The following is a 23,889-nucleotide window of genomic DNA, read 5'->3' on the forward strand; positions in this document are numbered from 1 at the left end:
TCCATGTGTCGTGATCCCGTCTCCGGGCCGTAGAAGATGCACGCGACCGCTACGGTGCGCGGCATGACTGATCAGCAGCACGAATCGCGGTGGAGCCTCAACCACACCGGCAACCGGGTCTTCGTGGCCGCCGTCGCCGGACTCCTCGCCGGCTGCATCGCCGGATCCGGCGGCGCCACCGGAGGGCTGCACATCCTCGCGGTGGCCGTGACGGCGGTGATCGCCTACGTGCTGCTCACCGTGCTGCGACCCCGCTAAGCCGGGTTGGTGCGCAGCCGGTACACGTCGATCTGATCCATCACCACGACCCCGGTCGACTCGTCCTTGACCGGCGGACTGGAGAAGTCCTTGCGGATCTTCCCCTGCGTCCTGCCTTCCACTGGCGGCTCCCGGTCAAGCAGGTCTTCCCGTACGTATCCGGCGACGATTCGAGCGGCATCCGCCGACCCGCCCACGCTGTGGCAGTAGGCACGCGCCGTCACCACCCCAGAGTCACCGTCCAGACCATCCCCCCAATCGGGGCTCTGGCCGTCCGAGTCGTCCACGGTGATGTAGACCAGCACGTACGGCGGCCGAACCTCGTCCGGCACCTCCCCGTCAAGCACGGTCAGCCGGTCGTCCGCGCGCAGCAAGTCGAGAAACGCGGCGGCGTGCGCCTGGACCGTCATGACCGCCTCAGCAGCCGCTCGGCGAGGTCGGCGAGCGCCTTCTCGAACCTGGGCTCCTCAGCCTGAGCTGCGGGGATCATGTGCGGGCGGGGCGGGTTCTTCACTGTGCCCAGCTCCAGGATGTTGCCGAGCGCACCCTGCCGCCTGTTCTTGTCCAGGCCGATCTCCGCCTCCGCGCCGCCGGCCGTCTCCTTCGAGTCGTACGTGATCGCGTACGGATACGCGGGGGCGTGCTTGAGGCCCGAGATCCGCTGCTGGGCGTCCTTCTTGATGTTGAGCGCACCCTTCTGGACGACCTTGCGTGCCTCAGGGATGGCGTCCTCGGCTGCGCTGTCCAGGGTCCGCACCCAGCGATCCAGTTCCCGGTGCTCGAACTCCACGCCGCTCAACTCGTGCGCTCCTCTACCTCGACCCGCCGCATCACCGGATGCGACTTGTGCGAGAGGCCACGCACCACGAACTCGCGGTTGAGCAGGTCCGGGTCGTGCGCCGCTTTTGTCAGCAGCACCTCGTCATCGGCCGCGATCCCCACCGCGCTAACCGGCACCTGGAGCTCGAAGCGCAGCATGAGTAATACCGCCTGGCCTGGAGTCTCCTCACGGGCCGCCGACGTCGGCTGCTGCACCCGACACCGACCCTCGTAGACCGTGGCGTACGTCGGCGTGACCACCGCAGTGACCGGGTCCGTCGCCTTACCGGTGCGGCGGCGGATCAGGCACTCATCGGCCATCAGCCGCTCAGCCATCGCCCGGCCTCGACCCAACAGCGCATCCACGGGCACCTCCTACGGTCGCGTCACCACACCCGCCGCCGGCCGCACCACCACACCGCCAGCAGGCCGCACCACCACGCCCTCCACCGGGCGCGGCACGATCCCGCCCGCCGACTCCGACCCGCCCACCAGGGCTACCGCCAGCGACGGCAGCACGGCAGCCAGCACGCCAGGAGCGCGAACGCCGCCGGCCGCCGACACCGCCAGCGCGGGCAGCGACACCACGACCAGCCCGGCCGCCCGCGCCGACCCGACCATCGAGGCCGAGACGGAAGGCAGACCGGCCGCCAGCACACCCGCCGAGGACGCGCCACCGACCAGGGCAACCGACACCGCAGGCAGCGATACCGAGGCCGCACCCGACGCCCGCGCCGCACCCGCCAGAGCAGCCGACAGGCCCGGCAGCAGCACGACGGCCGCACCCGACGAGCGGGCCGACCCGGCGGCAGACGCCGACAGCGGCGGCAGAGACCCGGCCAGGATGCCGGACACCGTCGGCGACGTCGCAGGGCCGAGCGGGGCCGTGTCCGACCATCCGACCTCGTCGAGGCGCAGCGACACGTTCGACGTGGCGCCGGTCTGGCCGAACCACACCTCCCGCAGCGGACCGCCCATGTTGACGCCGGTCAGATCGCCGGAATCCTGGCTCGCGGAGGTCGCATCCCCGGCGAAGATTCGCACCCGGGCCGTCGCCGACGTCGACCCGGCCGCCGACACCTCTACCCGCCACTGCGTACCCGCCGCCAACGCCGACGACGTCCACAAGGTGGCGTTGCCGTTGTTGTGGAAGGTCAGCACCCCGGCGGCGGTGAGCTGCACCCGGAACCGCTGTGCCGAGCTGGTCACGTTCATGGCCCGCAACGGGCTGACCGTGCCAGAGACGCTGCCCGGATCGATGTAGAAGCGGAAGTGCTGGGTGTTCGTCGAGTCCTCGGCGTTGACGCTCCATCCGCGTCGCACCGCGCCGCCCGTCGCGCCCAACGTCACCGCCATGCAGCGGGAGCCGTGCGACGGGCCGGTCGCCGAGTACGTGCACGACCCGCCGGCCGTGTCGCCGGTCAGCGTCCACGCGTCGCCGGACGATCCGCCGCTGTTGCCGGTGGTGATCGTGTCGCCGGCCGTCCCGCCCTCGAAGCTGTTGGTCAGGGTCGCCACCGGCCACCTCCGATCAGCTCGCGGGCATCGCCACCGAGCCGGACGTCAACTCCACCGTCAGACCAATCGAGATGGTCGTGGTGGACAGCTCCAGGTCCCCACCGCCACCGGTCGCGGTCACGGATCCGTCCAGCACGTTCGCGCCGGTCGAATCCTCAGCCCGGAACCACCCGGCCGTGCCGTTCGCGGCGCCCGTTGCGGACAGCGGCGTACCCGCCAGCGTGGCCACGCCCGAGCTGGCAGCACCGAACGCCGGATCGGCCAGCGTGAACGTCACCAGCAGCGTGCCCGACTCGGCATCGTTCGCCGTCGCCGGCTGCGAGCCCGTGTACACCTTGATCGTGCCCGCCGCCGGACCGCCATCCAGCAGACCCGCGATCGCCGAGGCCGCCGCGTTGCGGGCCGCCGTTGAAATTCTCGTCGCCACAGACCCTCCTACCAGCGCAGCGGCCGAGCCGCTTCCCCACACCCACGGACCGGTCGCGCCGGAGCGCCCGGGCGGATCGTGAACGCCCCCGACGGGCTGAGCCCCACCGCTTTCAGGACCCGATCCCGCTCGTCCGCCGTCAGCGCTGGAGCACCCGGCGAGCCCGTCACGTACGTGTCCGTCTCCCGGTAGTCGTCCACCTGCCTGGTCGACGACTGCAAGCCCTTCTGCGGGTCCATCAGCCGCCGGGCCACGTCCAGGGCGACCGGCAGCAGCGGCGACAGATCCGTCAGCGCGTCGTACCGGGTGCCGCCGATCTCGTTGCGGATCAGGGTCGTCGCCAGCAGCCGCGCCAGCGTCGCCGACGCCAGGTCGAGATCCTGCTGCATGTACGAGGCGAGCTGCTCCAGCGTGAACAGGTCAGGCACGTTGCCCCCTCGGGGTGGTCCGGTCGGCCCAGGACGGGGAGACCCAGGCCGACCGGAGTCCTACTCGGTGCGGACACCCGCCTCGTCGAGAGCCGCGATCACGTCCTCACGGGACGCATCCGCCTCCACCTCGACATCGTTGGCCGCCGCGTACGCCCGCCACGCCGGAGCACCCGACCCCGGACCGCCCTTCGGCGGCGGCACCGGCTCGCCCTCGTCCGGGTCGCCGGCGGTGTCGACGCTCTGGCCGGGGCCCGTGCCCGCGGCGACGGCGGCCTTCAGGGCGTTGATCCGGGCCTGCAACCGGGCCATCTCGTCCTCCGGCGACTCGGCCGGGCCCGGCGCCTTGCCGCCCTTCCACGCCTTCGGGTTGACGATCTTCCCGACCGCCCAGTCCGGCACCCGATCACCCGGACCGAACACATGCGCCGTGCCCTGCTCGTCCGCCACGTGCACGTACGTGGCCAGCTCCGGGCGGCTCACGCCACGTCCGCCACGAACGACAGGTCCGGGTTCACCGACACCGGCAGGCCGATCGCCGCGGCCTTCGTCCACACCGCGATCGGGTCCTCGGTCGTGTACGCGCCCGCGACGATGCCCGGACGCTCGGCCTCCTCCAGGCTGTACCGCGGGTCCAGGGACTCGGCGGTCGTGCCCAGCAGGGTCGCACCGAGCTGGGTGCCGTCCGCGTCGTTCGGGTCCACCGGCGCCGGCAGGTACAGGAACCGGTCGATCGGGATCGGCCGCACCGCCGACCCGTTGACGTTGATCTGCTCGTCGACGATGTACCACGGCGGCAGTCCGTGGTCGTCGAGGATGCCCCGCAGGGCCGCCTGCGACACCCGCGACGGCACCCCCAGCGTCGACCCGACCAGGGCGCGGATCTCGGCGTTACGCAGCAGGTAGCCCAGCACGGTGCTGGGCATGACCATCGCGCCGGGCGCCTCACCGTTGCTGGTGATGTAGGTCTGCTGCCAGGACAGCAGGTCCGCCAGCGGCGTCGCCGACGCGATCGTCGACCAGGGCGTGCCGGGCGTGACGGAGTGGCTGCCGGACCGGCCGAAGCTGACCGTGGCCACCACACCGTTCTCGTTGATCGTGACCGAGCCGTTGACCAGCGCGTCACCCCGGGCCAGCTCCAGACGGGCCGCCACCGACCGGGCCATCCGCTCCGCGTCGGTGAGGATCGCGTCACGGACCGCCGTCGCGTTCGCCGACCGCTGACGCAGCCGGTCGTACTCCCCGAGCCGGATCTTCCGGCTGATCGGCGGCAGCTCACCCGACACCCGGGTCAGGCCCGGCCGGTGCCCGATCGGCGACTCGGCGTCGTACGCGCGGAACGTGGCGGCCTCGATGAGACCCTCACCACCCCGGGTGAACCGGTACTCCAGGTCGTCGATCGGCCGGTTCGGCAGCCACCGCGCCAGCGAGAACTGGTTGACCGGCAGGTTCGCCGCAGCCTCCCGGACGTACCCGGTCAGCTCGACGGGCTCGATGTAGTCAGCGTTGAGCAGCATGTTCGGCTACCTCCCTTCTCAGACGAACCGGATCCGGCCGGCCACGTCGGCACGCCCGTTGGCGTCGATCGCGATCGGCAGACGGGACTCGATGACCCGGCCGTGCCAGAGCAGCGCGCCCTGCGGGTCCTGGGTGTTGACGCTCGGCGCGTCGACCGTGCACAGCAGGAGCCCGACGAGGGTCTCCCGGCCGTCGGACGCGGCGTCGCTGTACGGGCCGTACAACCCCGTCGCGGTGATCTTCCCGAGCGGCAGGCCGGACGGGAAGTAGCCGTTGGGGTAGTGGGTGCCCGACGTGAACGCGCTGGTGTCCAGCGTGATCGACTCGGCGGACTCGGTTGCGTGGGCGGACCCCAGCCACCGCTGGTCCTCGTTCTGGAAGGTCTCGGTCACGGGGTTGAGGTTCATCGCCCTCGCGCTCCTAGGTTGTCGTGGTCGTCTTCTTGTTGTGCCGCTCGCCGTACAGGGACTTGCCGGACTCCAGCGACGACGTCTTCTGCCCGGGCCTCGCGCCCTGAGCCGGATCCGGTCGCATGCCCGGCCGCCGGGCGCCGTTCTGGCCTGCCTGGTCGTCCTGGCCGGTGCCGCCGAAGGCGGCGAGCAGCTCGTCGGCGTCCGCCAGCAGTTCCTCTCTTGAGGACCCGACCAGCCGGGCCGCCTGCACCGCGGTGAGCTTCTTCTCCGCCTGCACCTCGGCGCGCCAGCGGGCGGTCCGCTCGTCGGCGATGGCCCGCTCCTGCGCGGCCAGCCGCTCGGTGAGCTGCTCCACCTCGGTCTTGCCCTTGTCGACGTCACCGCCACCCAGGGCCGTGGCGAGCTTCTCCAGCGGCGCCAGCGCGGCGATGCGCTTCTCCAGCGCCTTGCGCGCCTCCCGCTCCGCTGCGAGTGCTTTCTCGCCACCCGGGCCAAGCGGCTTGTCGCCGTCGCCCTCGGACTTCCCGGACTCGCCCTCCGGCTTGCCGCCTTCGGTCTCGCCGGACTCCCCGCCGCCTTCGCCCCCGTCGTCGGGGGCCGCGCCGAGGGCCGGCCAGATCAGTCGGCCGTCCCGGCGCACACCCAGCGCCCGGATCGGGGCGCCGGTGTGCGGGTGGGTCAGGGTGGGGTGCAGTGGCAGGTCGCCTGCGGCGCGCAGCCCCGGCTTGATGCTGGTGAGGGTCATCGCGACCTCCAGTAGGACCGGGCGTCGCGCCCAGGTCAGGTGATGTAACCGAACCGCCTGAGCAGGCGGACCGCTTCGTTCCGGTTGCTGCCGGCGATCGCCAGGATCGACTCGGGCATGAGCCGCGGCGGGCGGGCCGACCGGTATCGACCCCCGTCCCGCTTCTCACCGGACTCGCGGGCACCCAGCCGGATGCCGGCCTGGCCCCGGGGCGTCACCCCTTCGCTGGTGACGTACAACTGCCGGCCGTACACGTCGACCGCCTCCAGGCGGCCACGCTCACGGCCACCCCGCAGCATCCGCGCCTCGTCGGCGGTGATCCGGGCTCCGGCCGGGGCCAGCCCGAACGCGCCGCGGCGGGCGTTGACCACCTGCGAGATGTCCGCGCCCAGCCGGATCGCTTCCGCGCCGGCCTTCGTGAACTGCTTGTCCTGCTCGACGGCACTGAGACTGTCGAACCATGCTCGCGGGTTCGTCCGCACGTCGTCAGCGGTGTCGTCCGCAGCAGGGACGTGAATGCAGTCGCAATGCGGATGCCGGTCGAAGCCGGTGTTCCACCCGTAGTGCCGGCCCGCCAGGACCACGCACCGGCCGCAGGTACGGCCCACCACCATCCGCACGTACCCGGTCGCCCGACGCCGGGTCACCAGCGCCGTCTGGTCGGCCACCCGGCCCGCATCGGCCACCTGAGTACGCACCATCGTGTCCAGGGCCGCGTACCCGCCCGCCAGCGCCCGCTCGACGGTCGCCCCGTCGCGGATCGCCACCAGAGCGCCGACGGCCGGCTCGTACAGCAGTGACGCCAGCGGCCGTCCGTCCGACGCAACCCCCGCCACACCAGCCGGCACCAGCCGGCCCTCGCGCGCCGGGTCGACGCGCTGCGCGTCGAGCACCTCGTCGAGATACCCGTCGGCGGACCGGGCCGCCGCCAACTGCGCTGCGTTGGTCAGCGGCACCAGCTCGGCCAGCAGGCCAGTCCACGACCGGGCGATGTCGTCCGGGTCGACGCGTACCCACAGCAGCCGCGCCACCGCCGCCAGCGCGTCCACGAGCCGCCGTCGCTGCCGGTAGTGGGCCCGAGCGACCTGCTCAACCGACACCGACCGTCTCCGGCTCCTCCACCGGCGGCGGCGGACGGTCGGCGGCCAGCTCGGCGGCGATGCGCCGCACCGGGTCGCGGGCGGCTTCCAGCTCGTCCTCTTCCTCCATGCGCCGGATCTCCTCCGGCGAGTACCCGAGGTCGATGCGGGCCTGCCGCAGCGTCGTGATGCCCTGCTGGCGCTTCTTCACCGACGCGTCGGCGGCCTGCGCGACCGTCGGCGTGGACGCATCCCGCCACACCACCTTCATCCGGCGGGCCCGCTTGTCCCAGCCCGCGCCGTCACGGATCCGCAAGGCGATCGCCATCACCCGCCGCCAGTCCGCCCCCAAGCCGGTCTGCTTGCGTTCCACCCGCTTCACCATCTGCGCCTCCGATGACCGGATGGCGTCCGCGCTGGCCGGGTTGTCGCCGGTGAACTGCGTGTAGTGGGGCGGCAGCCCGGACAGTTGACCGACGATCTGGGCAAGCAGCTTGATGGTGTTGTGGAACACCGTGAGGTCCGACTCCGGGAACTGGCCCACCGCAGCTTCGCCCGGCTTCTTCGCGGTGGCCCACATCCGTCCGGCGATCTGCTCGAACGGGCTGATCGGGTTGCCGTCTTCGTCCTCGAAGTCGCCCTGCGAAAAGCCCAACGCGTACCGGCGCGGCATCGCGTGGAACTCGCCAGACACCATCATGTCCGTGGCCATCTTGTTGGCCGCATCGGCGATCGGGATCACCGAGGCGAACTCGCTGCGCCCGTCGTGCTTGAGTAGTCGACCGCGGTTCACCAGCGGCACCACCGGCACGACACCCAGGTTGTGCTCGTCGCGGTCCTGCTCCACCCACCGACGAGTCCGCACGAAATGACGGGTCGAGTCCGGCAGGTACAGGGTGGCCCGCTGCAACCCGTCGGCGTCCTTCCACCGCTTCAACGCCGACACCGGATACTGGGTGCGAGGGTCCTGCTCGGTGATGCACTGCGTCGGATGCTCCACCGTGATCAGCGGCGAATCGGTGTCCTCGTCGAACGGGTCATCAGCATCACCATCAGCGTCCGTAGGCCCCTGAACGAGCGCACCCCGGGCGCCGACGATCGCGTACGCGCGGCCCAATGCGATGGACTCCAGATGCGCCTGCGGGGCCCGCCGGTCCATGTCGTTGTCCTGCCAGATGCCCCACACATCGGCGTCCGCCTCATCGACGTCCACCCCGTTGCTGGTCGACCCCGGGAAGCGGAAACCCGTCAGGTCCAGGCGGGCCTCGTAGGCGTCGGCGACCATCTCCGGCCAGTTGATGACCATCTCCGCCAGCCGCTCACCGAACTCCTGCTTGAGTTCGAGCGCCAAGAACCGCAGCGGCTGCTCACCCTCGTAGTAGGCGTCCAACTTCCGCAGAGGAAACTGCGCCCGCTGCAACTTCGCGTCGAGGTAGGAGACGGTCTCCTCCGGGGACATCGGCACCGCCCTACCTCCTTCCCGCTCGGCTCCTGCTGCGGAAGACGACCATCCTCGACGGCAGCTCCGGCTGCGGCCACAACCCCGCCGCGGTCACATCGCCGGCCGCCTCATGCGCCAGGATCGACACCACCGTCATGTCGATCTTCCGGCCGTCCTCCGGCTTGGTCAGCTTGTACCGCTTCCCCGGCCGGGGCTCCTTGTGCGTGGCCTCGACGTGGGCCTGCGTCAGCGGACACCCGTCGTGGGTGAACGTCGAGCCCTTCTTCGTCACGTCTGTGTGCAGCCGGTCAGCGGCGGCCTGCATCTGCAACGGCCGCGACGTGTACCAGCGGATCACCCGCTTCTCCCCGTACTCCGCCGCCCACTCGTCGACCTCCGTCGACCAGTACGGCGGGTCCGCGTACAGCCGCACCACAACGAACCGGCGCATCAGCTCCGCCAGGGCGTCCCGAACCTCCTGGCGGGGCACCTGGCCACCCCAGTCCGCCGGATTCCACACCGTCGGCAGCTCGGAGTCCTCAGGCCCGTACAGCGGGGTGAACTGGTAGCCGTCGGCCGTCTCCGCCCGGAATCCGGTCCAGTCGTCCAGGTCCGAGCCGTCGAAGCCGAGCACCACCGGCGTCCCGTCGGGCACCGGCCGGGGCTTGCGGCGGGCCTTCCACGCCTGGCCGTCGAGGAACACCCCGGCGCCGGCTCGCATCCGGTTGCCGAAGAACCGCTCGGCCTGCGCCAGGTCGCCCTTCTCGATCAGCTCCTCGGCCTCAGCCTCGATCGAGTCCAGCTTGATATGCCGGGCCCCCGCATACACCGCCGCGTGGATCTTTCGCCGGTCCGCCTTCCGCTCGTACTTCAGGTGCTTCGGCGGAGGCCGGTGGAACTTGAAGATGTCCGGACGCTTCGACTGGTAGGTGAGCTGAGCCTGCGACTGCTGCGTCGGGTCGAAGGCGTTCGTCGTCTCCTGCGACCGGCCCTGCATACCCGCCAGGCCGCGCCGCTGGGTGTCCGCGACCCCGATCATCTTGTTCTGCCGCGTCCAGATGCCCGTCTCATCCTGCGGGGCGTACGAGATCGGGTTACCGAGCCGGGACTGCGCCGACGACGTCACCACGTCGATCCGGCCATCCTCCCGGTCGACGATCCGGGTGAACTCCTCACCCACCCGCAGCAGGTCACCCAGCGGGCCCTGCCGGATCATCGCCTTCAACGGGCGGTAGATGTTGTCCGTCTGGTCCTCGGCGAACGCCGTGATCTGGATCAGCGGCGACGGGTGCCGCATCGCCATCGCCTCACCCGGGGCGTACTCGTACTCCCACCCGCAGCCACAGCCGTGATCCGAGCACGCCCACCCGTCGCCCCGCCCGGCCCAGCCGGCGAACACCGACGGCCCGACCGCCTCGACGCTGCACCCCGACGCCGACCACGGGCCCTTGCCCATCTTCTGCGGCGCGATGATCTGCGACCGGCGAAAGAAAAAGGCGGTCCCCAGCAGGGGATCCTCCGGGATCCACTCGGCGTCCTCACGCACCCGGTAGTGACTCAGGGTGCACCACGCCTGCCAGTCGTACATCTCGAACGGCTGGCCGCGCCGGAACCCATCCGGGACGACGCAGTGCGCCTCGATCCAGTCGACCGTGACGAACAGGGTGGGGAAGTCGACAACGAACTGACCGACCGGCTCGGGCTCAACCCGCCGCGCCATCGATGACCTGGAAGCGGTCCCTTGCCGCCTTCCGTGCCGGCGCCGCAGCCTTCTTCACCGCAGGCCGCTTCGCCTCCGGTGCCTCCACCTCGGCGACCTTCCAGCCGTTCTCCTTCAACCCGGCCGGCGTCAACCCGATCTGGTCGGCGAAGCGGTGCAGGCTGTTCTTGTCCGCCGCCGTCGCCTCGGCCGACTCACACAACGCCGACGTGCGCACCCACATCGCCACCGAGTGCCAGCGCCACGGCTGCGACGACCAGGCGCAAGCCTGCGGCGTACGCCACACCCACTCCCACAGCGCCAGCTCACGCTCCCTGCGCGCCTCAGTGGCGTTGTCGTCAACCTCGCGGACCTTCTGCTTGTCCTCGAAGTGCTCCCACCAGACGATCACCTTCGGCAGCGGGAACTCCGGCACCGGACCGTCATACCCGGCCGCAGGCAGAGCGGTCAGGACGTAGCCGATCTTCGCCGACTTGAGCGAGGTCTCATCCGGCTGCGGCCCCGACCGGTTGCGGGCACCCCCACGCGTCATGTCGATCACTCCTCAACCGCATCGCGCGGCATCGGGAGGCCGTCACATCGCGTGACGGCCGGAGCTGGTTCTGAACGTTTGAACCCTGCGGACCAGGGAGAGCCCTCCCCGGCGGTCCTGGTCAGGGGCCTGCCGTGGGGGTCACCCCCCACCCCCCGTCACGGAGGGTGACATTCAGCCTTCGTCGTCTTCGGCGGCGGGCTTCCGCATCCGGACTGCCGCGTAGTCGACCAGGCCGAGCGCGCGGTGCAGCGGAACATCACCGTCCCGGTACAGGGTCCCGACGGCGGTCAGCCCCTCGCCGTCGTCGTCGAACCTGTGCTGCGAGGTGACGACGACGTACTCGGTGAGCACCCACGGCTCGCCGTCGGAGTAGGCGTGGAGAGCCTGCTCGATCGCGGCGGTCAGCGCTTCGTCGGCGGCCACCTGGTCAGGGGTGCGTGGCACGGTCGCGTCTCCATCCTCGGTTGCACGGGGCATGACTTGGGCCTCGGTATCCGCGCCGGTCGTCGGTGTGGTCGAGGTCCCAGTCCTGCCCGGGTTGGATGCGGCGGCTGGGCATCACGCAGGTGGTGGCGTGGCAGTCGACCCGGCCGGCTTCCACGTCGGGTTGCCAGCGGCGGCGTTCGGCCTCGTGTTCCGGCCCGTAGCCGCGCTGCTGTCGGGTGCCGCGCGCCTGGTCGGTCTGTCGGGCGTGGGTGCCACAGCGACCCTTGGCGACCAGCGTGGGGCAGCCAGGCGCGGCGCAGACCTTGAGCGCTCGGGCCATGTCCACCTCCGGAGGTGTGCGGGCAGGCCGCCTCGCCCAGCAGCCTGCCCGCTTTCCCACCACCCCTGCGTCCCGACCCTGGACGCGCAACAGCCCGGCGGGGACCTGACGGTCGACCTCTACCGGGCTGTGGGCATACGTCGCCTACGACAACGACTGATCAAATCATGCTGCGGTGACCAGGCCAACGTCAAGTCGACGCGGGTGGCCCTTGCCCGTCTGTTCCTTGGTGAGCCGCTTGGCCAGCTCGATGGGGGCTGCTTCGTCGAGGGCGTGATAGACCGTTCGGCCGAATCGGTAGCTGGGTAGTCCGTCGCGTACCCGCCAGTTGATGACCATGCTTTCCGTGACGTCTCTGCGTGCGCCGCCGAGGGCGTGGGCAATCTGCGCGGCGATGCCCCAGAGCCGGCCGTCGCGTTCGATGAGTGGCGCGAGGCCGGGGCAGCGGCCGGAGCGGGGCAGCTTGGCGCGGCAGGCGGGGCAGTGTTCGGTCATGCGGTCGGCCTGCCCGCAAACGTCAGCCGGTGGGCGATGCTGTCCGGCGGTCTGGTGAGCAGGGGAACGGTCACCGAGGTTCGCAACGCCTCGTTGCCTAGCACGACCAGCTTGCCTTCGCGGCGGACCCACACTTCGGTGGTGATCGTGTTGGCCTGCTCGTTGATGGTGATGTCGGCTGAGACGGGGATGTCGCCGGGGTTGAGGTTGTTGGTGCGGGCCCAGTCGCAGATGGCGGCGCGCAGGTCGTCGCTGATCAGGCGGCCGTTCACTCGGGCCGCCACTCTGGTTGGTAGCCGGGCTGGTCGGCGTACTCGGCGGCGAGCAGCAGCACGGTGGTGCAGTGCTCGGTCTCCAGGACGTACGAGAAGGCGTCCACCTCCGGCACGCCCTGCCGGTAGACCAGCGTGGAGCACTCGTGGGCTCCCGTGTGAAGGTCAAGGATGCGCCGCTGGGCGGTCACTCGGCGCAGCACGCGGGCCGGGTCTTGGCGGGCGGCATGAACAGCCAGGACGCCGGTGTCGGCAGTGAGTACGCGGCTGGTGGAGCCCGCCTGCGAATCGATTGCGTGCACGTCGCGGTACATGCTCACCCAGGCGCCCGGGGCGGCTTGGCGGGCAGCGGTGGCCACCCGCTCGTCCTCGTCGAGCTGGGCGCGCAGCCAGGTCACCAGGTCATCCACGAATCTGATCGTAGCGACCCCGGGCCGCGTTCACCCTGGACAGAACGCTCTCAGTAGGGTCACCCGAGACGCCTCGCCCTGACCCTTTTGGAGCGACATGAATACCACCGAACCTCTCCAGTCCTGGCAATGCGACCGATGCCCCGACCTGATCACCGACCCCAACATGTCGCTCGTGATGTGGCGCCGCGAGGACGACAAGTTCACGGACTTCCTAATCGTGCACAAGTCCACCGGCGGCCGGACCTGCGATCCGGGCAGCCGTTCCGAATACCGGGAGAGCCTCGAACTGAGCAACTTCCTGGGGGGCACAGGGGTCGCCCTACTACTCAGTTGGCTGAGCATGGGGCCGGTACGGGGAGTACCCGAAACCAACCGGGTCGGCGACTTCGACAAGTTCGTTGATCTCTTCCGCCGGCTGCAAGTGCCGTGGTACGAGGAGGCGCGCCCTCACTTCCAGGAGGAGGAGACCCAGCACTGGCTCGGGGACGCCAACGAGTACTTCCCATACATCCCGGACACCCTTCAGCGGACGGCTGAGAAGCGGCTCGGTGGGGCGTAGCCCTACTGCGGTTCGGCCCCGGGTTGCGATCGGCGCCCGGGGCCGATGCGGCTATAGGCCGATCCCGGCGGCCGGGTTCTTGTGCCAGAGGTCCGGGTCGACCGGAGTTGCGGGCCGGGCTGGACCAAGGATCGATTCGTAGACGGTGGTCACGCCGAGGATCGTGGCCGGGTTGCGTTGGCGGTACAGCTCGAACGGACCGAAGGTGTGTGCCTCGCGGACGTTGCAGGACCGGCAGAGGTAGCCGCGCACCAGGGCGGTGATGTGGTCGTGGTCGAGCACGAGCTGGCCGAGCTGGTGGATGCCGCAGACGGCGCACCGCTGCTGCTGCCACTGCTCGATGGCCATGAGGCCGTCGTTGCGGCCTTCCAGAATCAGCTCCCGCGCGAAGGGGCTCAACCCGGCGAGGATGCCGCCGAGGGCGCAGTCGACGAGTTCGGCCACGGGGCGCACGGGCCATGACCAGCAGGCCGGATCAACGGTCATGGGGTCGCTCCGTTCTCGTGCTGGGTGACGCTGAACCGCTGCATGAGCAGGTAGGCGGGTGACCTGTCCGGCGACAACTGTGACCTGTCGTAGCCCTCGGTCGTGACCGGTGAGGCGTGGCCCAGCGCGTACTGGACGTCGCGCACGGGAACCCCGGCGTCAAGCGAGGCGGTGGCGTACGTAGCCCTGGCGCTGTGTGGGCTGATCCGGTCGGCAAGCACCTCAGGTAGCCCCGCCTTTCTGGCGAGTCTCCGCAGCAGCCGGCGTACCTCTTTGCGGTCGAGGCGGTTTCCGTTCGCGGTGGCGACCAGGGGGCGAGGGCTCCCGGCTCCGGCCTGTCCGACGGGTACCAGCGCGGCACCGGCGACGTCGGGACGCTGCGCGAGGTAGGCGTGGAGTCGCAGCAGCACCGGCGGCACCAGCGAGGCTGAACGAGCCTTGCCGCCCTTGCCCTGGATGTGCAGGACGCTGTGTCCGCGCGTCTCGCCGAGGTCGGCGGTGGTCGCGCCGAGCAGCTCACCGACCCGCATGCCGGTGAAGAGCAGCAGGTAGACGATGGCGGCGGCTCGGGGGCTGTCGGCGTCGGCGGCGGCGAGCATGGCGCCGGTCTGGGCGTCGGACAGGGCGGGGGCTTTGCGGGGTGCGCGGACTGGGCGTTCTTCGCGTTCCAGTAGCGCGGGGTTGCGGGGCGCGGCCTGGTGGCGGATGAGCCAGCCGTACCAGGACGACACTGCGCCGAGGCGGCGGGCGCGGGAGGTGCCGGCCTCGCCCCGGCGGGCGTGGTGTGCGAGCCAGAGTTGGATGTGGGCGGGCCACGCGTCGAGGGGGTCGACGGCGTTGGCGTGGCACCAGGTGAGCCAGTTGGTGAGGTCGCGGCGGTACGTCTCGGCGGTGAGTTTGCTGCGGCGTCCGGCGAGGAATGCGGCGACCAGGCGGCCGATGTGGTCCGCCTGGTCGCGCTGCACGAATGCGAGGTCTTGGACTGCGGTCATCTCGCTGCCTTCGACTAGAGGATTCGGCGGTATCCCCGCGCTATAGCGAACTCGGCCAGCTTCTCCTGGTACTCCTCGTGCGCCAGCTTGAGCTGCGAGCCGAAACCGTCGAGGGCAGAGGCTGCGGCGTCAACCGCCGGCTGGACGTTGGCCCACGCCGCACGCATCTGGTCGCTCGCTCCGGTGGCCTTCACGGCGACGCGAGATAGGGATTCGGCGATTCGATCACTGTCGATTTCGGGATCCATCACGACCTTAGTTTACCAACAGAACGGCACTTCTGAGGGCATCACCAGGAGCGGAACTCGGTCAGCTTGACCACGGAGCCCCTGCTGTCCTTGCCGCCTTCGAGCGCCACATACGTCACGTCGTTGATCCGCAGCCGGGCCTCGATGCCTTGCTCGTGATCGCGAGCGCTCTCCGGCAGCTTCCGCACCCGCCACCGGTCGGGCGTCGGGTCGAAGTCGTCGACCACGTCGTCAGCGTCGCCGAGGAAGTAGGCGATCTGGGCGTCGCTCGGGTTCCGGTCCTGCATGACTCGGGCCATGGCGGTGGCGAGGTCGTAGACGCGCGGGTCGTCGCGGTGGTCGAATTCGCAGTCCTCGGCGCTGGGAAGAATCGGGTCGGCGCCGGGGATCTTGTGTCGGGTGGTGATCTCGGTCCAGTTGGCGACGCAGTAGCGGCAGGGGCGGCTGGCCTCGCTCATCGGTCGGTCCTCTCGGTCGGGTCGGGGGCCCGGGGTGCGCGGCCACACCCCGGGCCAGAGCGGGTCAGCGACGGATCTGGGTCTCGTCGAGCGCGCTGACGGTCACGACCATCTGCGTCTCGTGGCCCTCGTCGTCGCACTGCTGGCACACAACAGCCGTCGGCACGGCGGCGAACGCAGAGGCGTGGTTCGAGCAGATCAGCCGCTCGCGGGTGTGTCCGCGTTCGCAACGGCCAACGGATGCGTGGGTGGCGTCGAGGCCGCAGGGGTCGAGCGTGATGCCCAGGAATTCGGTGACGATCGCGCAGGTGCTCATCGGTCTCTCCTTCGGTCGGTGCGGGTCAGGTGGTTGGGCTCGGCGTGGCCCCCGCGACCGCGCCGATGACGGCGGCGCGGGGCCAGATGTGCGGCACACCCTCCACCGCGCCGGGCTGCCCGCATCGGCAGCCGACACCGGTGCAGCGGCAGTCGGCGCCGCAGACGACGGTCCAGGCGTCGGTGGGGCCGAGGGTCTGCTCGTAGACGAGCCGATGCCGGCAGGCCGGGCATTCGCGGCCGGTCAGTAGCCGGCGTGCCGGGCCCATGCGGAGTTCGCGGCGGATCCGGTCGTCGAGCCGGACGAGCAGTGTCGTGGTGGCGGCGGCGGTGCCGGGCAGCATCGCCGGGATGGCGGTGGTGATGCGGTCGAGCGGGTCGCCGTCGCCCGGCAGGTGGCCCGCAGGGAGCGCCAGACGGGTTGTGATGTCGGCGGCCAGTTCCGCGTACCGGTTGCGGCGTGCGGGGCGCTCAGCGTCGATCAGGGCGGTGGTGGTGGGGTCGCTGTGTCCGCCGAGGGCGCCGCGTCGGCCCCACACCGGGGAGCGGAGCACCGACGGGGGCTCCAGGAGTTCGGCGACGATGACGCGGCGCTCGGCTTCGGCGCGGGTGGTGAGGGTGCCGCGCGCCTGGTGTAGGGCCCAGGCGGCGGCGGTGGCGTGCCAGTGGTGCGGGGTCAACGGTGCTCCCTCAGGCGGCGATGCGGGCGGGTGTGGTGATGCCGGCGGCGACGGCGAGGACCGGGGCGGCGAGGCCGGGCGGGATGGCGTTGCCGACTTGGAGGAACTGGCTGGTCTTGTTGCCGTGCCACGGGTAGTCGGCGGGGAACGACTGGAGGATCGCGGCCTGCTCGACGGTGACGCGGAGGGCGTCCTGCTCGAACTGTGATTCGCCGCCTTCGCGGTCCTTGTGGCCCGGCCGGCCGATGCGGGGGTCGCCTTGGACGGTGGTGGCGGGTCGTTCGCGAACCCAGGACACGTTGTTGAGGCGGGCGCCGAAGAACAGGGTTCCGGCGGGTTCGTCGAGGCGGCGGGTGCACGCGTTGTCGTTGGTGTTGTTCCGCAGCACCCACTGGCAGCCCGTCTGGCTGGTCACGGTCGGTGCGGGCCGCTCGACCTCCACCGGGGCCACCGGCACCCGGGTTCCCGCCGGGCCGCGGCTGATGGTGCGCCGGTCGAGGGTCCAGCCGGTGGCGTAGCTGTTGCCCTGCCCGTACGCCCAGCGGGGCGACCGGTCGCCGCAGATGGTGCGGGCGGGCCGGTCGACGCCGTCCCAGCCGAGGGCCTGCGCCATGGACACCCACGGCTGCCGGGCACCGAACAGGGCGTTGTCGGGAGGGTTCTGTTCGTGGGTGGTCTCCGGCTGGTAGACGGGCCGGACGCGGGAGGCGATGAGGATGGCCCGTCGGCGGGTCTGCGGTACCCCGTAGTCGGCCGAGTTGAGGACACCGGTCCACACGCTGTAGCCCCAGCCGCGCAGCACGTCACCGATGTGGCGCCACAGGTCGATGACGGGCGGCACCTGCTCCAGGGTCACCCATTCGGGGCGCAGGTCGCGGATCCAGCGGACGGGCTGCGCGGCGTGGTGCGAGCGCGGGTCGGCCCACCCGTCGCCGGGGTGGTCGGCTCCGGCGGCGTAGTCGTCGACGAGCTGGTGCACGCGCGCCTTGTCCTGCTCGCCTGCCCGCTTCCCGGCCATGGACCAGGCCTGGCAGGGCGGGGAGGCGATCAGGCCGGTGACGCGGCCGACGAACGGGCGCGTGGGGTAGGTGGCGATGTCGCAGCGGACACGGGGGTGGCCGGCACGGACGGCGGTCACGCACGGGTCGTGTTCGAGTTCGAGGCCGACGGTCGACAGACCGAGGTGGCGGGCTCCTTCGTCCCAGCCTCCGGCTCCGGCGTACAGGTCCAGGTTCACGTCGTCTCCCGGGTGTTCGCGGTGGTGAGGTGGTGGTCGACGGTGGCGGTGACGCATCCCCAGCAGCGCAGGTCGTCGGCCCACGCCTGTGCGGTGCGCGGGTCGGTGAGCCGGTCGGTGCGGATGCGGATGCCGGTGGGGCTGGTGGTAGCGGTGGCGACGGCGGGCCGGTCACAGCCGGGGGTGCCGCAGACGGGCGCGGTCATCGGCTGATCCCGTCAAGTTCGACCGTCTCCACGGGTCGGGCGATCACGTCGTCGGGCCACGGCTCGTCGTCGGGTGGCCATTGGTCGTCCACGTCGTCCGGCTCGCAGGTGCAGAACTGGGAGCCGGACGCCGCCCCGCAGTCGCAGCGGGGGCAGTCGCAGGAGCCGATGCCGTCGCCCTGGCCTCGGTAGCGGTCGGGGAGCCCGCAGACGTCGCAGGTCACCGGTCAGCCCTCCGTCGTCTGTGGCGCGCTGTGCTGCTCCTGTGCGGCGTCGTGTGACTCCTGCGCGGGCTGGTCCGGGCCGGACTGGTCGCCGGTGTCGCACGTCCAGCAGAGCGGGTCCTGTCCGGCGGGCAGGGTGCGCGGGTAGGTGGCGCCGCACTGGCGGCAGCGTCCGCCGGGCCCGGCGAGTCCGGCGTCGATGATGGCCCGGACGGCGGTGATGGCGATCTGCTCGGTGTGGACGGGGTCCTCGGCGAGGTGGCCCCACGCGTCGGCGAGGGCGGCCTGGACGGCGCCGACGGCCTGCTGCTCCCAGTCGGCGGGGCGGATCGGCTCCTGCGCGGGCCCGGCCGGAACCGGAGCATCGTCCTGCTCTTCGTCCTGCTCGTCGTCGAGGGCGATGAACAGACCAGCGCGGGTCGGCCCGAAGGCGTTTTCGATCTCGTTGAGGGTCATCGGGTCGAGGTAGCGGGTGTACCAGCGGCCGTCGGGGCGGGGCGACCAGACGCTGTCGTCGCGGTCGATGCGGACGCTCTCCGCGTGTTCCAAGGCCTGGGCGAGGTTGTCGCGTTCGGCGGTGAGTTCGCGGTTGGCACGGAGTGCGCTGCGGAGTTCGGCACCGGCGCCGTTGAGGTCGCGTTGGAGGCTGTCGCGCTGTTCGGCGTGCTGGGCGGCGCGTGCACCCCACTGCGCGGCGTCGACCTGGGCGGCGTCGCGGGCTGCGGCGAGGCGGGTGATGTGGTCGGCGGCGGTGGCGGGTCCGGTCGCGCCGCCGGCGTTGAGGGCGTGCCACACGTCGGTGAGGGTGGCGAGGGCCTCGTCGCGCTCGGCTTCGGCGGTGGCGGCTCGGGCGTCGAGCTGGTCGCGTTCGACGGCCGTCATGTAGGCGGCGAAGCTGTGGGGCTGGGGGTGGGCCGTCTCGGCGAGGACGGCGTCGATGGCGGCGACGGCGTCGCGGCCGGTGGTCTGCTCGGTGGTCATGGCGGGCTCCTCAGGCGGCGGGGTTGGTGGCGGGGGGCAGGGTGGTCACCACTCGGCGGTCACCTGCCTCACCGGCGGGCCGTCGAGCACCAGGAGTCCGCCGCCGTCGAGGAGCCGCTCGACCACCGGGTGCCCGTAGCGCTCGGCCAGTTCGTCGTAGACGGCCGCAGCGGACGCGCCGGTGTTGGTGGTGACGATGAGCCGACGCTCGTGGGCGCAGCGGTGGTCGACAATGCGCTGGAGCTGCTCCAGCCACCAGTCGGTGACGCGTTCGCGGCCGAGGTCGTCGATGACGAGCAGCGGGCAGGTGGTGGCGTAGTCGTAGGCGAGCGGTTCGGCGCTGTCGGGCTTGAGTGCGGCGGACAGGTCGGCGGCGGTCCACACCATGACCCACTGCTCCTGGTGGTGGACGTCGTTGGCGATGGCGTACGCGGCGGTGGTTTTGCCGGTGCGGGTGGGGCCGGCGAGCACGAGGGTGCGGGGTCCGGTCGCCCACCAGCGGGAGACCTTGCCGTTGGGGTTCTGGTCGGTGCGGAGCCGGTCGTAGGTGGCGGTGGCGTAGCGGGAGGGGCGGCGGCGGGTGTAGACGACGGCCCGGTTGGCGGCCTGGCGGGACTGGATGGCGGCGAGTTCGGCGCGGTCGGCGTCGAGCTGGAGCTGTTCCAGGGTGGGGGTGTCGTCGGTGATGGTGGCGTGGCGGGCGATGCGGGCCTGCCAGGCGGCGAGGTCGGAGCGGATCGGGGTGGTGGTCATCGGCTGCTCCCGGTGGTCTGGCTGGCGTAGGTGGCGACGGCTTCGCCGGTGCGGAAGGGGTTCGGGTCGTGGCCGCCGCCGCGCTGGTCGGTGTGGCGGTTAGCGCCGGTGGTCCTGGAGCCGGTGATGGGGCTGCTGCCGCGCTCGGCGGCGGTGAGCATCCAGTTGCGCCAGGTGGCGGGCCAGTCGAGCTTCACGCCCTTCTGGCCGGCGGCGGACCGCCAGTAGTTGCGGAACTTCTCGGTCTCGCGGGAGCCGTTGACGCCGGGGCAGTTGGTGGCGAACCACGCCTTCATCTCGTCGGTGACGGCGAAGTCGTCGGGGAGTCGGGTGCCGCGCTTGCGCGGCGCACTATCCCTGTTCCCTGTTCCCTGTTCCCTGCTCCCTGCTCCCTGCTCAGGGACGAGGTTCTCGGGAGGGCTCGGGAGGTTCTCCGGAGGGTTTCCGGAGGGTGCCGGTTCGGGCTCGTTTCCGCTGGTGGGCGGCTCGGTGGGGCGCGGGTAGCGGGCCTTGCTCGGGTGGGAGACGCGTTGGTGCTCGTCCCAGCCGACGATGTACAGGTACTGGCGTCCGGATGCCTCGTAGCGCTGGATCAGACCGGCCGTAGAGAGACTCGCGAGGTCTCCGGAGGTTCTCGCGAGAGCCTCGCGAGGGTCGTCTTCGAGGGGCCAGAGCGCGGCGGTGATGAGCTTCGGGTTGTCCACGGTGACGCCGTTGTCGTCGACGTGCGTCCACAGCCCGATGAAGGTGAGCCGGGCCGAGATCGGCACCGAGGCGACGACCTCGGAGGTGAAGAACTCCGGCTTGATGGAGCGAATCCGGGCCACGTCGTGCCTTCCTGGTCTATGTGGTGCTGCTGTGTTGCTGTGGTGCGCCACTGATACGAGCAGCGGCGCGGGGTTAACGTCCTGACAGCGGCCGGGCCCGGGTGGGGACCCGGCCGACCGCGTCAGTCGGGGACGGCGGGGTACTGGTCCCAGGTGCGGCCGTCGAGCTCGCGGCCGTTGGCCTTGGGGGTGCGGCCGCCCCACTGCTTGAAAAAGAAGGCGACGTCGGCCGCCTGGCAGCGGTCGCGGAGGTCGCGCGCCCAGTCCGGGTGCATCGGTCGGGCGCCCGGCCCGGACTCGCCACCGGCGATCAACCAGTCGACGCGGGCCAGGTCGAGCGACGGCAGCGGACCCAGCAGCGGCTCGGCGGAGATGAAGCGGACCGCCGCCGGGGTGGCGCGCAGATGGTCGGCGCGGCCGGCGTGCTCGTCGGACTCGATCGACGTGCCGAGCCACACGTTCGGCAGGGGCCACGGCGGGATGTCGCGCGCCGGGCCGCGCGGCTTGAGGACGCTCTCGTGGAGGTAGACCGACGACCGCCATGCGGCGTCGTTGACGATGCGGGCCATGCGCTCGGGCCGCTTGGTCAGCACCTGGTAGGTGTGCTGCGGGGTGGCGGCCATGGCGGCGAAGACGCGGGCCGCGAAGTCGCGCGGGATCCGGGCGTGGAACAGGTCGCTCATCGAGTTGACGAACACTCGCCGGCCGGTGCGCCAGTGCAGCGGGGCGTCCAGGGTGTCCGGGTGCACGGCGACGCCGAAGCCGGGGCCGGAGGTGCGGGGGTCGCCGTCGGTCTGGTACTTCGCCGACCCCATGCCCTTGAGCCGCTTCGCCAGGGTCAGGGCGTAGCAGTTGTCGCAGCCGGCGGAGATGCGGTCGCAGCCGGTGGTGGGGTTCCAGGTCTTTTCGGTCCACTCGATCGCGGTGCTCATGCGGCTCGGGTCCTTTCCGGCGTCGAGGTGCGGGCGTGGCGGGCGACGATGTCGCGGACGGTGGAGTGGGGTACGCCGGTGGTCGCGGCGATCTGCCGCAGCGACCAGTTCAGGCTGGCCAGCCGCAGCACGACCGCGTCTCGGTCGGCCAGGTCGGAGGTGTCGACCTGCTCGTCGGTCAGCGGCACGGCGGGCACCTCGCAGACGAGCCGGTTACCGGCGACCGTCCACGTCGGGGTGCCGGTGAGGCGGGCGCCGTCGAGGCGCGCCATGGTGTCGAGACCGGCGGACGCCTCGGTGACGAGCGCGGAGCGCGGCCGGGAGTCGTCAAGGATCGGCCACACGGCCCGGTACAGGTGGCTGGTCACTGGTCGGAGTCCTCTCCGAGTCGGCGGAGTTGTTCGGTCTGAGCGGCTTCCCGCTCGGCGGCCTGCGCAGCCACCTGCTCCGGGTCGTGGGCGGCGTTGGGTTTCGCCCGGCCGCAGATGCACGGCACCAGCCCGTTGTGATCCGCCGGCAACACCGTGGACGGCGTGTACGGGTGGACCCGCACCTGGTGGCGGGTGCGGCTGCGCTTGCGGCGGGTGGCCATCAGGCGCCGCCCCGGAGCCGGTTCAGTTCGTCGGCCAGCTCGCGGCGGAGCTGCTCGACGCGGGCCACCTCACCCAGCCACGCCGGTGCGTCGTCGGCGACGGCGCGGGCGAGGAGGTTGGTCTCGTGCTCGCGGCCGGGGGTGTCGCGGGCCTCGGCGTACGCCACGTACCGCTCGCCCATGGCGTCGAGGTCGGCGGGCACCGCCCGGGGCCCCGGGGCCGGCATCGTGCCGGCCCCGGGAAACGGGACGACGTTGCTCGCCTCGAAGCCCTTGCAGCCGACCTGAGGCAGACCACCTCGGCGGCCATCCCGCAGCGTGTGGAGGGTTTCCAGGCGCCCACACACGCAGCGGCGGGGCTCCCGGACCGGTCCGCTGTTGGCCGCGCCCTGGTCACGGCTCACCCGGCACGCTCCGGCGGACGAGCGGTGACGGTGAGCTGGCCGGTGCGGTAGGCGATGGCGACGGCGTGGGCGTTGGTGGTCGCGCCGAGGCGGGCGCGGAGCCTGAACATCCGCATCTGGATGGCGGACTTGCCGACCCGCAGGCGAGCGCCGACCTGGTCGACGGTGAGTCCGTCGGCGATCAGCTGGAGCGCGAGGAGGTCGATGGGCGCGAGGGTGACCGTCGGGGCGGCGGTGGGGGCGTTCACTGGCTTGCCCCGTCCTGCTCGTCGCCGACGGCGGGCAGGATCTCGGTGGGTGCGGTCTGGTCCATGTCGTCGCGCAGCGCGGCCAGCACCTCGGGCCAGGTGGGCGGCTGCCCCTGGATGGGGGCGCAGGCCGCCTTCAGGGCCGCCCGGTCGAAGTGGGCGGTGGGCTGGTCGACGCCGGCGGGGAGCGCCGTGTCGGCGTAGTGGTGCGGGGCGAGGTGTTGGCGGGTGGCGGGGGTCAGGGGCGTCCAGCCGGCGGGGACGGTCTGGACGGTGTCGGTGTGGTGCCGGCCGACGTAGTCCTCGGCGCTCTGGTTGCGGCGGTTGCGCAGGGCCGCCAGGGTGATGCCCGTCATCGGGTCACCGCCTCGGCGAGCACCCGGCGGATCTCGCCCACGGGGATCTCCTCGTCGTCGCCCAACTCGTCCCCGTCCGTGCTCATCAGCAGCGATATGACGGCCAGCAGCTCGGCGGCGGTGGCGTATCGGGTCTCGACCAGCGGGCACGGCGCGTCGTCGGCCGCGTTGTCGTCTACCTCGCCAGCGTGGTCGCAGTCGCCCTCGACGCATCGGCGGTCCCCGACCACGTAGCGGGCGGCCTCGGCGATGACGAGCAGCACCGGCACGGCGGTCCGGGTGACGGCGATGAACTCGGCGTCGGCGATCTCGGTCGAGCCGGACACCGGGTCACCGATACGCGGCTGCTCGGTCCACACGAGCCCGTCGGGGTGGGCCACCCACGGCCCGTCGGTGGCGGCGTTGGTGAGCGCCTCGATGCGGTCCAGGTCGATGTCGGTCACGGCTTGTCCTTCCGGGTCTGGGCCTGCTTGATGCGCAGGTCGGCGTGCCGGGTCACGTCGCGGCGGGCGGCGGCACGGCGTCGGGCGGGCGTGGTCAGGAG

At 71.5% G+C, this 23,889-nt stretch carries 40 protein-coding genes; 2 read left to right on the top strand and 38 right to left on the bottom strand.

The window, feature by feature from the left end:
- Positions 1-63 precede the first annotated feature (63 nt).
- Positions 64-258 carry a hypothetical protein gene (locus EYA84_RS02020; protein WP_131051268.1) on the top strand — a complete coding sequence of 65 codons (195 nt, stop codon included), beginning with the start codon at positions 64-66 and terminating at the stop codon, positions 256-258.
- Here EYA84_RS02020 and EYA84_RS02025 read toward each other — a convergent pair.
- The 19 genes from EYA84_RS02025 to EYA84_RS02115 form a co-directional block, all read right to left on the bottom strand.
- Positions 255-668 carry a hypothetical protein gene (locus EYA84_RS02025; RefSeq protein ID WP_131051269.1) on the bottom strand — a complete coding sequence of 138 codons (414 nt, stop codon included), beginning with the start codon at positions 666-668 and terminating at the stop codon, positions 255-257. The genes EYA84_RS02020 and EYA84_RS02025 overlap by 4 nt on opposite strands.
- Complete coding sequence (locus EYA84_RS02030) at positions 665-1,057, bottom strand: hypothetical protein (RefSeq protein ID WP_131051270.1); 393 nt, start codon at positions 1,055-1,057, stop codon at positions 665-667. Before EYA84_RS02030 ends, EYA84_RS02025 begins: the two co-directional genes overlap by 4 nt.
- On the bottom strand, positions 1,054-1,443 hold the full coding sequence (locus EYA84_RS02035) for a DUF6093 family protein (RefSeq protein WP_131051271.1): 390 nt from the start codon (positions 1,441-1,443) through the stop codon (positions 1,054-1,056). Before EYA84_RS02035 ends, EYA84_RS02030 begins: the two co-directional genes overlap by 4 nt.
- A gap of 9 nt (positions 1,444-1,452) precedes the next feature.
- Positions 1,453-2,595, bottom strand: coding sequence for a hypothetical protein (locus EYA84_RS02040; RefSeq protein WP_131051272.1), 1,143 nt, complete (start codon positions 2,593-2,595; stop codon positions 1,453-1,455).
- 13 nt (positions 2,596-2,608) lie between these two features.
- Positions 2,609-3,022: a hypothetical protein gene (locus tag EYA84_RS02045; protein WP_131051273.1), complete on the bottom strand. Its 414-nt coding sequence runs from the start codon at positions 3,020-3,022 to the stop codon at positions 2,609-2,611.
- 8 nt (positions 3,023-3,030) lie between these two features.
- Positions 3,031-3,450, bottom strand: coding sequence for a hypothetical protein (locus EYA84_RS02050; protein ID WP_131051274.1), 420 nt, complete (start codon positions 3,448-3,450; stop codon positions 3,031-3,033).
- Between the two features lie 60 nt (positions 3,451-3,510).
- The gene (locus EYA84_RS02055) at positions 3,511-3,933 is read right to left on the bottom strand and encodes a hypothetical protein (RefSeq protein ID WP_201272271.1); all 423 of its coding nucleotides are present in this window, start codon (positions 3,931-3,933) and stop codon (positions 3,511-3,513) included.
- Positions 3,930-4,967 carry a major capsid protein gene (locus tag EYA84_RS02060; protein WP_131051275.1) on the bottom strand — a complete coding sequence of 346 codons (1,038 nt, stop codon included), beginning with the start codon at positions 4,965-4,967 and terminating at the stop codon, positions 3,930-3,932. Before EYA84_RS02060 ends, EYA84_RS02055 begins: the two co-directional genes overlap by 4 nt.
- A gap of 18 nt (positions 4,968-4,985) precedes the next feature.
- Positions 4,986-5,375 carry a head decoration protein gene (locus tag EYA84_RS02065; protein ID WP_131051276.1) on the bottom strand — a complete coding sequence of 130 codons (390 nt, stop codon included), beginning with the start codon at positions 5,373-5,375 and terminating at the stop codon, positions 4,986-4,988.
- A 13-nt stretch (positions 5,376-5,388) separates the two neighbouring features.
- Positions 5,389-6,126 (bottom strand): hypothetical protein, encoded by a 738-nt coding sequence (locus EYA84_RS02070; RefSeq protein ID WP_131051277.1) that lies wholly within the window; start codon positions 6,124-6,126, stop codon positions 5,389-5,391.
- 35 nt (positions 6,127-6,161) lie between these two features.
- Entirely contained in the window at positions 6,162-7,226 is a 1,065-nt protein-coding gene (locus EYA84_RS02075) for a hypothetical protein (protein ID WP_131051278.1), read from the bottom strand.
- Positions 7,216-8,664, bottom strand: a complete 1,449-nt coding sequence (locus tag EYA84_RS02080; RefSeq protein ID WP_236145558.1) for a phage portal protein — start codon at positions 8,662-8,664, stop codon at positions 7,216-7,218. The genes EYA84_RS02075 and EYA84_RS02080 overlap by 11 nt, the downstream gene beginning before the upstream one ends.
- Positions 8,665-8,674: 10 nt before the next feature.
- Positions 8,675-10,366 (bottom strand): hypothetical protein, encoded by a 1,692-nt coding sequence (locus tag EYA84_RS02085; protein WP_201272272.1) that lies wholly within the window; start codon positions 10,364-10,366, stop codon positions 8,675-8,677.
- Positions 10,350-10,898: a hypothetical protein gene (locus tag EYA84_RS02090; protein ID WP_131051280.1), complete on the bottom strand. Its 549-nt coding sequence runs from the start codon at positions 10,896-10,898 to the stop codon at positions 10,350-10,352. Before EYA84_RS02090 ends, EYA84_RS02085 begins: the two co-directional genes overlap by 17 nt.
- A 174-nt stretch (positions 10,899-11,072) precedes the next feature.
- Positions 11,073-11,345: a hypothetical protein gene (locus EYA84_RS02095; protein ID WP_131051281.1), complete on the bottom strand. Its 273-nt coding sequence runs from the start codon at positions 11,343-11,345 to the stop codon at positions 11,073-11,075.
- The gene (locus tag EYA84_RS02100; protein WP_131051282.1) at positions 11,329-11,667 is read right to left on the bottom strand and encodes a hypothetical protein; all 339 of its coding nucleotides are present in this window, start codon (positions 11,665-11,667) and stop codon (positions 11,329-11,331) included. Before EYA84_RS02100 ends, EYA84_RS02095 begins: the two co-directional genes overlap by 17 nt.
- Positions 11,668-11,832: 165 nt before the next feature.
- Entirely contained in the window at positions 11,833-12,162 is a 330-nt protein-coding gene (locus tag EYA84_RS02105; protein ID WP_131051283.1) for a hypothetical protein, read from the bottom strand.
- Positions 12,159-12,434: a hypothetical protein gene (locus EYA84_RS02110; protein WP_131051284.1), complete on the bottom strand. Its 276-nt coding sequence runs from the start codon at positions 12,432-12,434 to the stop codon at positions 12,159-12,161. The genes EYA84_RS02105 and EYA84_RS02110 overlap by 4 nt, the downstream gene beginning before the upstream one ends.
- Positions 12,431-12,844: a DUF6221 family protein gene (locus tag EYA84_RS02115; protein WP_131051285.1), complete on the bottom strand. Its 414-nt coding sequence runs from the start codon at positions 12,842-12,844 to the stop codon at positions 12,431-12,433. The genes EYA84_RS02110 and EYA84_RS02115 overlap by 4 nt, the downstream gene beginning before the upstream one ends.
- Positions 12,845-12,941: 97 nt before the next feature.
- On the opposite strand from EYA84_RS02115, the gene EYA84_RS02120 reads away from it, so the two are divergent.
- Entirely contained in the window at positions 12,942-13,406 is a 465-nt protein-coding gene (locus EYA84_RS02120) for a hypothetical protein (RefSeq protein ID WP_131051286.1), read from the top strand.
- 51 nt (positions 13,407-13,457) lie between these two features.
- Here EYA84_RS02120 and EYA84_RS02125 read toward each other — a convergent pair whose 3' ends face one another.
- The 19 genes from EYA84_RS02125 to EYA84_RS02215 all read right to left on the bottom strand — a co-directional run bounded on the left by EYA84_RS02125 (position 13,458) and on the right by EYA84_RS02215 (position 23,788).
- Complete coding sequence (locus tag EYA84_RS02125) at positions 13,458-13,892, bottom strand: endonuclease domain-containing protein (protein ID WP_131051287.1); 435 nt, start codon at positions 13,890-13,892, stop codon at positions 13,458-13,460.
- Positions 13,889-14,884: a tyrosine-type recombinase/integrase gene (locus EYA84_RS02130; RefSeq protein WP_131051288.1), complete on the bottom strand. Its 996-nt coding sequence runs from the start codon at positions 14,882-14,884 to the stop codon at positions 13,889-13,891. Before EYA84_RS02130 ends, EYA84_RS02125 begins: the two co-directional genes overlap by 4 nt.
- Before the next feature lie 14 nt (positions 14,885-14,898).
- On the bottom strand, positions 14,899-15,135 hold the full coding sequence (locus EYA84_RS02135; protein WP_131051289.1) for a hypothetical protein: 237 nt from the start codon (positions 15,133-15,135) through the stop codon (positions 14,899-14,901).
- Between the two features lie 38 nt (positions 15,136-15,173).
- A complete protein-coding gene (locus EYA84_RS02140; protein WP_131051290.1) occupies positions 15,174-15,590 on the bottom strand; it encodes a hypothetical protein in 417 nt (138 codons plus the stop codon).
- A gap of 64 nt (positions 15,591-15,654) precedes the next feature.
- Positions 15,655-15,906 (bottom strand): hypothetical protein, encoded by a 252-nt coding sequence (locus tag EYA84_RS02145; RefSeq protein ID WP_131051291.1) that lies wholly within the window; start codon positions 15,904-15,906, stop codon positions 15,655-15,657.
- Positions 15,907-15,931: 25 nt separating this feature from the next.
- A complete protein-coding gene (locus EYA84_RS02150) occupies positions 15,932-16,585 on the bottom strand; it encodes a hypothetical protein (RefSeq protein ID WP_131051292.1) in 654 nt (217 codons plus the stop codon).
- A 10-nt stretch (positions 16,586-16,595) separates the two neighbouring features.
- Positions 16,596-17,822 carry a DNA cytosine methyltransferase gene (locus tag EYA84_RS02155; RefSeq protein ID WP_131051293.1) on the bottom strand — a complete coding sequence of 409 codons (1,227 nt, stop codon included), beginning with the start codon at positions 17,820-17,822 and terminating at the stop codon, positions 16,596-16,598.
- Positions 17,819-18,028, bottom strand: a complete 210-nt coding sequence (locus tag EYA84_RS02160) for a hypothetical protein (protein WP_131051294.1) — start codon at positions 18,026-18,028, stop codon at positions 17,819-17,821. Before EYA84_RS02160 ends, EYA84_RS02155 begins: the two co-directional genes overlap by 4 nt.
- Entirely contained in the window at positions 18,025-18,252 is a 228-nt protein-coding gene (locus tag EYA84_RS02165; protein WP_131051295.1) for a hypothetical protein, read from the bottom strand. Before EYA84_RS02165 ends, EYA84_RS02160 begins: the two co-directional genes overlap by 4 nt.
- Positions 18,253-18,255: 3 nt before the next feature.
- On the bottom strand, positions 18,256-19,233 hold the full coding sequence (locus EYA84_RS02170; RefSeq protein WP_131051296.1) for a hypothetical protein: 978 nt from the start codon (positions 19,231-19,233) through the stop codon (positions 18,256-18,258).
- 45 nt (positions 19,234-19,278) lie between these two features.
- On the bottom strand, positions 19,279-19,986 hold the full coding sequence (locus EYA84_RS02175; RefSeq protein WP_131051297.1) for an ATP-binding protein: 708 nt from the start codon (positions 19,984-19,986) through the stop codon (positions 19,279-19,281).
- A complete protein-coding gene (locus EYA84_RS02180; protein ID WP_131051298.1) occupies positions 19,983-20,813 on the bottom strand; it encodes a hypothetical protein in 831 nt (276 codons plus the stop codon). Before EYA84_RS02180 ends, EYA84_RS02175 begins: the two co-directional genes overlap by 4 nt.
- A 122-nt stretch (positions 20,814-20,935) precedes the next feature.
- Positions 20,936-21,745: a DUF5131 family protein gene (locus tag EYA84_RS02185; protein WP_131051299.1), complete on the bottom strand. Its 810-nt coding sequence runs from the start codon at positions 21,743-21,745 to the stop codon at positions 20,936-20,938.
- Positions 21,742-22,113 (bottom strand): helix-turn-helix domain-containing protein, encoded by a 372-nt coding sequence (locus EYA84_RS02190; RefSeq protein ID WP_131051300.1) that lies wholly within the window; start codon positions 22,111-22,113, stop codon positions 21,742-21,744. The genes EYA84_RS02185 and EYA84_RS02190 overlap by 4 nt, the downstream gene beginning before the upstream one ends.
- A complete protein-coding gene (locus EYA84_RS02195; RefSeq protein WP_131051301.1) occupies positions 22,110-22,337 on the bottom strand; it encodes a hypothetical protein in 228 nt (75 codons plus the stop codon). The genes EYA84_RS02190 and EYA84_RS02195 overlap by 4 nt, the downstream gene beginning before the upstream one ends.
- Complete coding sequence (locus EYA84_RS33295; protein WP_236145557.1) at positions 22,337-22,741, bottom strand: hypothetical protein; 405 nt, start codon at positions 22,739-22,741, stop codon at positions 22,337-22,339. Before EYA84_RS33295 ends, EYA84_RS02195 begins: the two co-directional genes overlap by 1 nt.
- The gene (locus EYA84_RS02205; RefSeq protein ID WP_131051302.1) at positions 22,738-22,989 is read right to left on the bottom strand and encodes a hypothetical protein; all 252 of its coding nucleotides are present in this window, start codon (positions 22,987-22,989) and stop codon (positions 22,738-22,740) included. Before EYA84_RS02205 ends, EYA84_RS33295 begins: the two co-directional genes overlap by 4 nt.
- Positions 22,986-23,345, bottom strand: a complete 360-nt coding sequence (locus EYA84_RS02210) for a hypothetical protein (RefSeq protein ID WP_131051303.1) — start codon at positions 23,343-23,345, stop codon at positions 22,986-22,988. Before EYA84_RS02210 ends, EYA84_RS02205 begins: the two co-directional genes overlap by 4 nt.
- Positions 23,342-23,788 (bottom strand): hypothetical protein, encoded by a 447-nt coding sequence (locus tag EYA84_RS02215; RefSeq protein WP_131051304.1) that lies wholly within the window; start codon positions 23,786-23,788, stop codon positions 23,342-23,344. The genes EYA84_RS02210 and EYA84_RS02215 overlap by 4 nt, the downstream gene beginning before the upstream one ends.
- Positions 23,789-23,889 lie beyond the last annotated feature (101 nt).

The organism is Verrucosispora sp. SN26_14.1 (assembly GCF_004307965.1).
Classification (GTDB): domain Bacteria; phylum Actinomycetota; class Actinomycetes; order Mycobacteriales; family Micromonosporaceae; genus Micromonospora.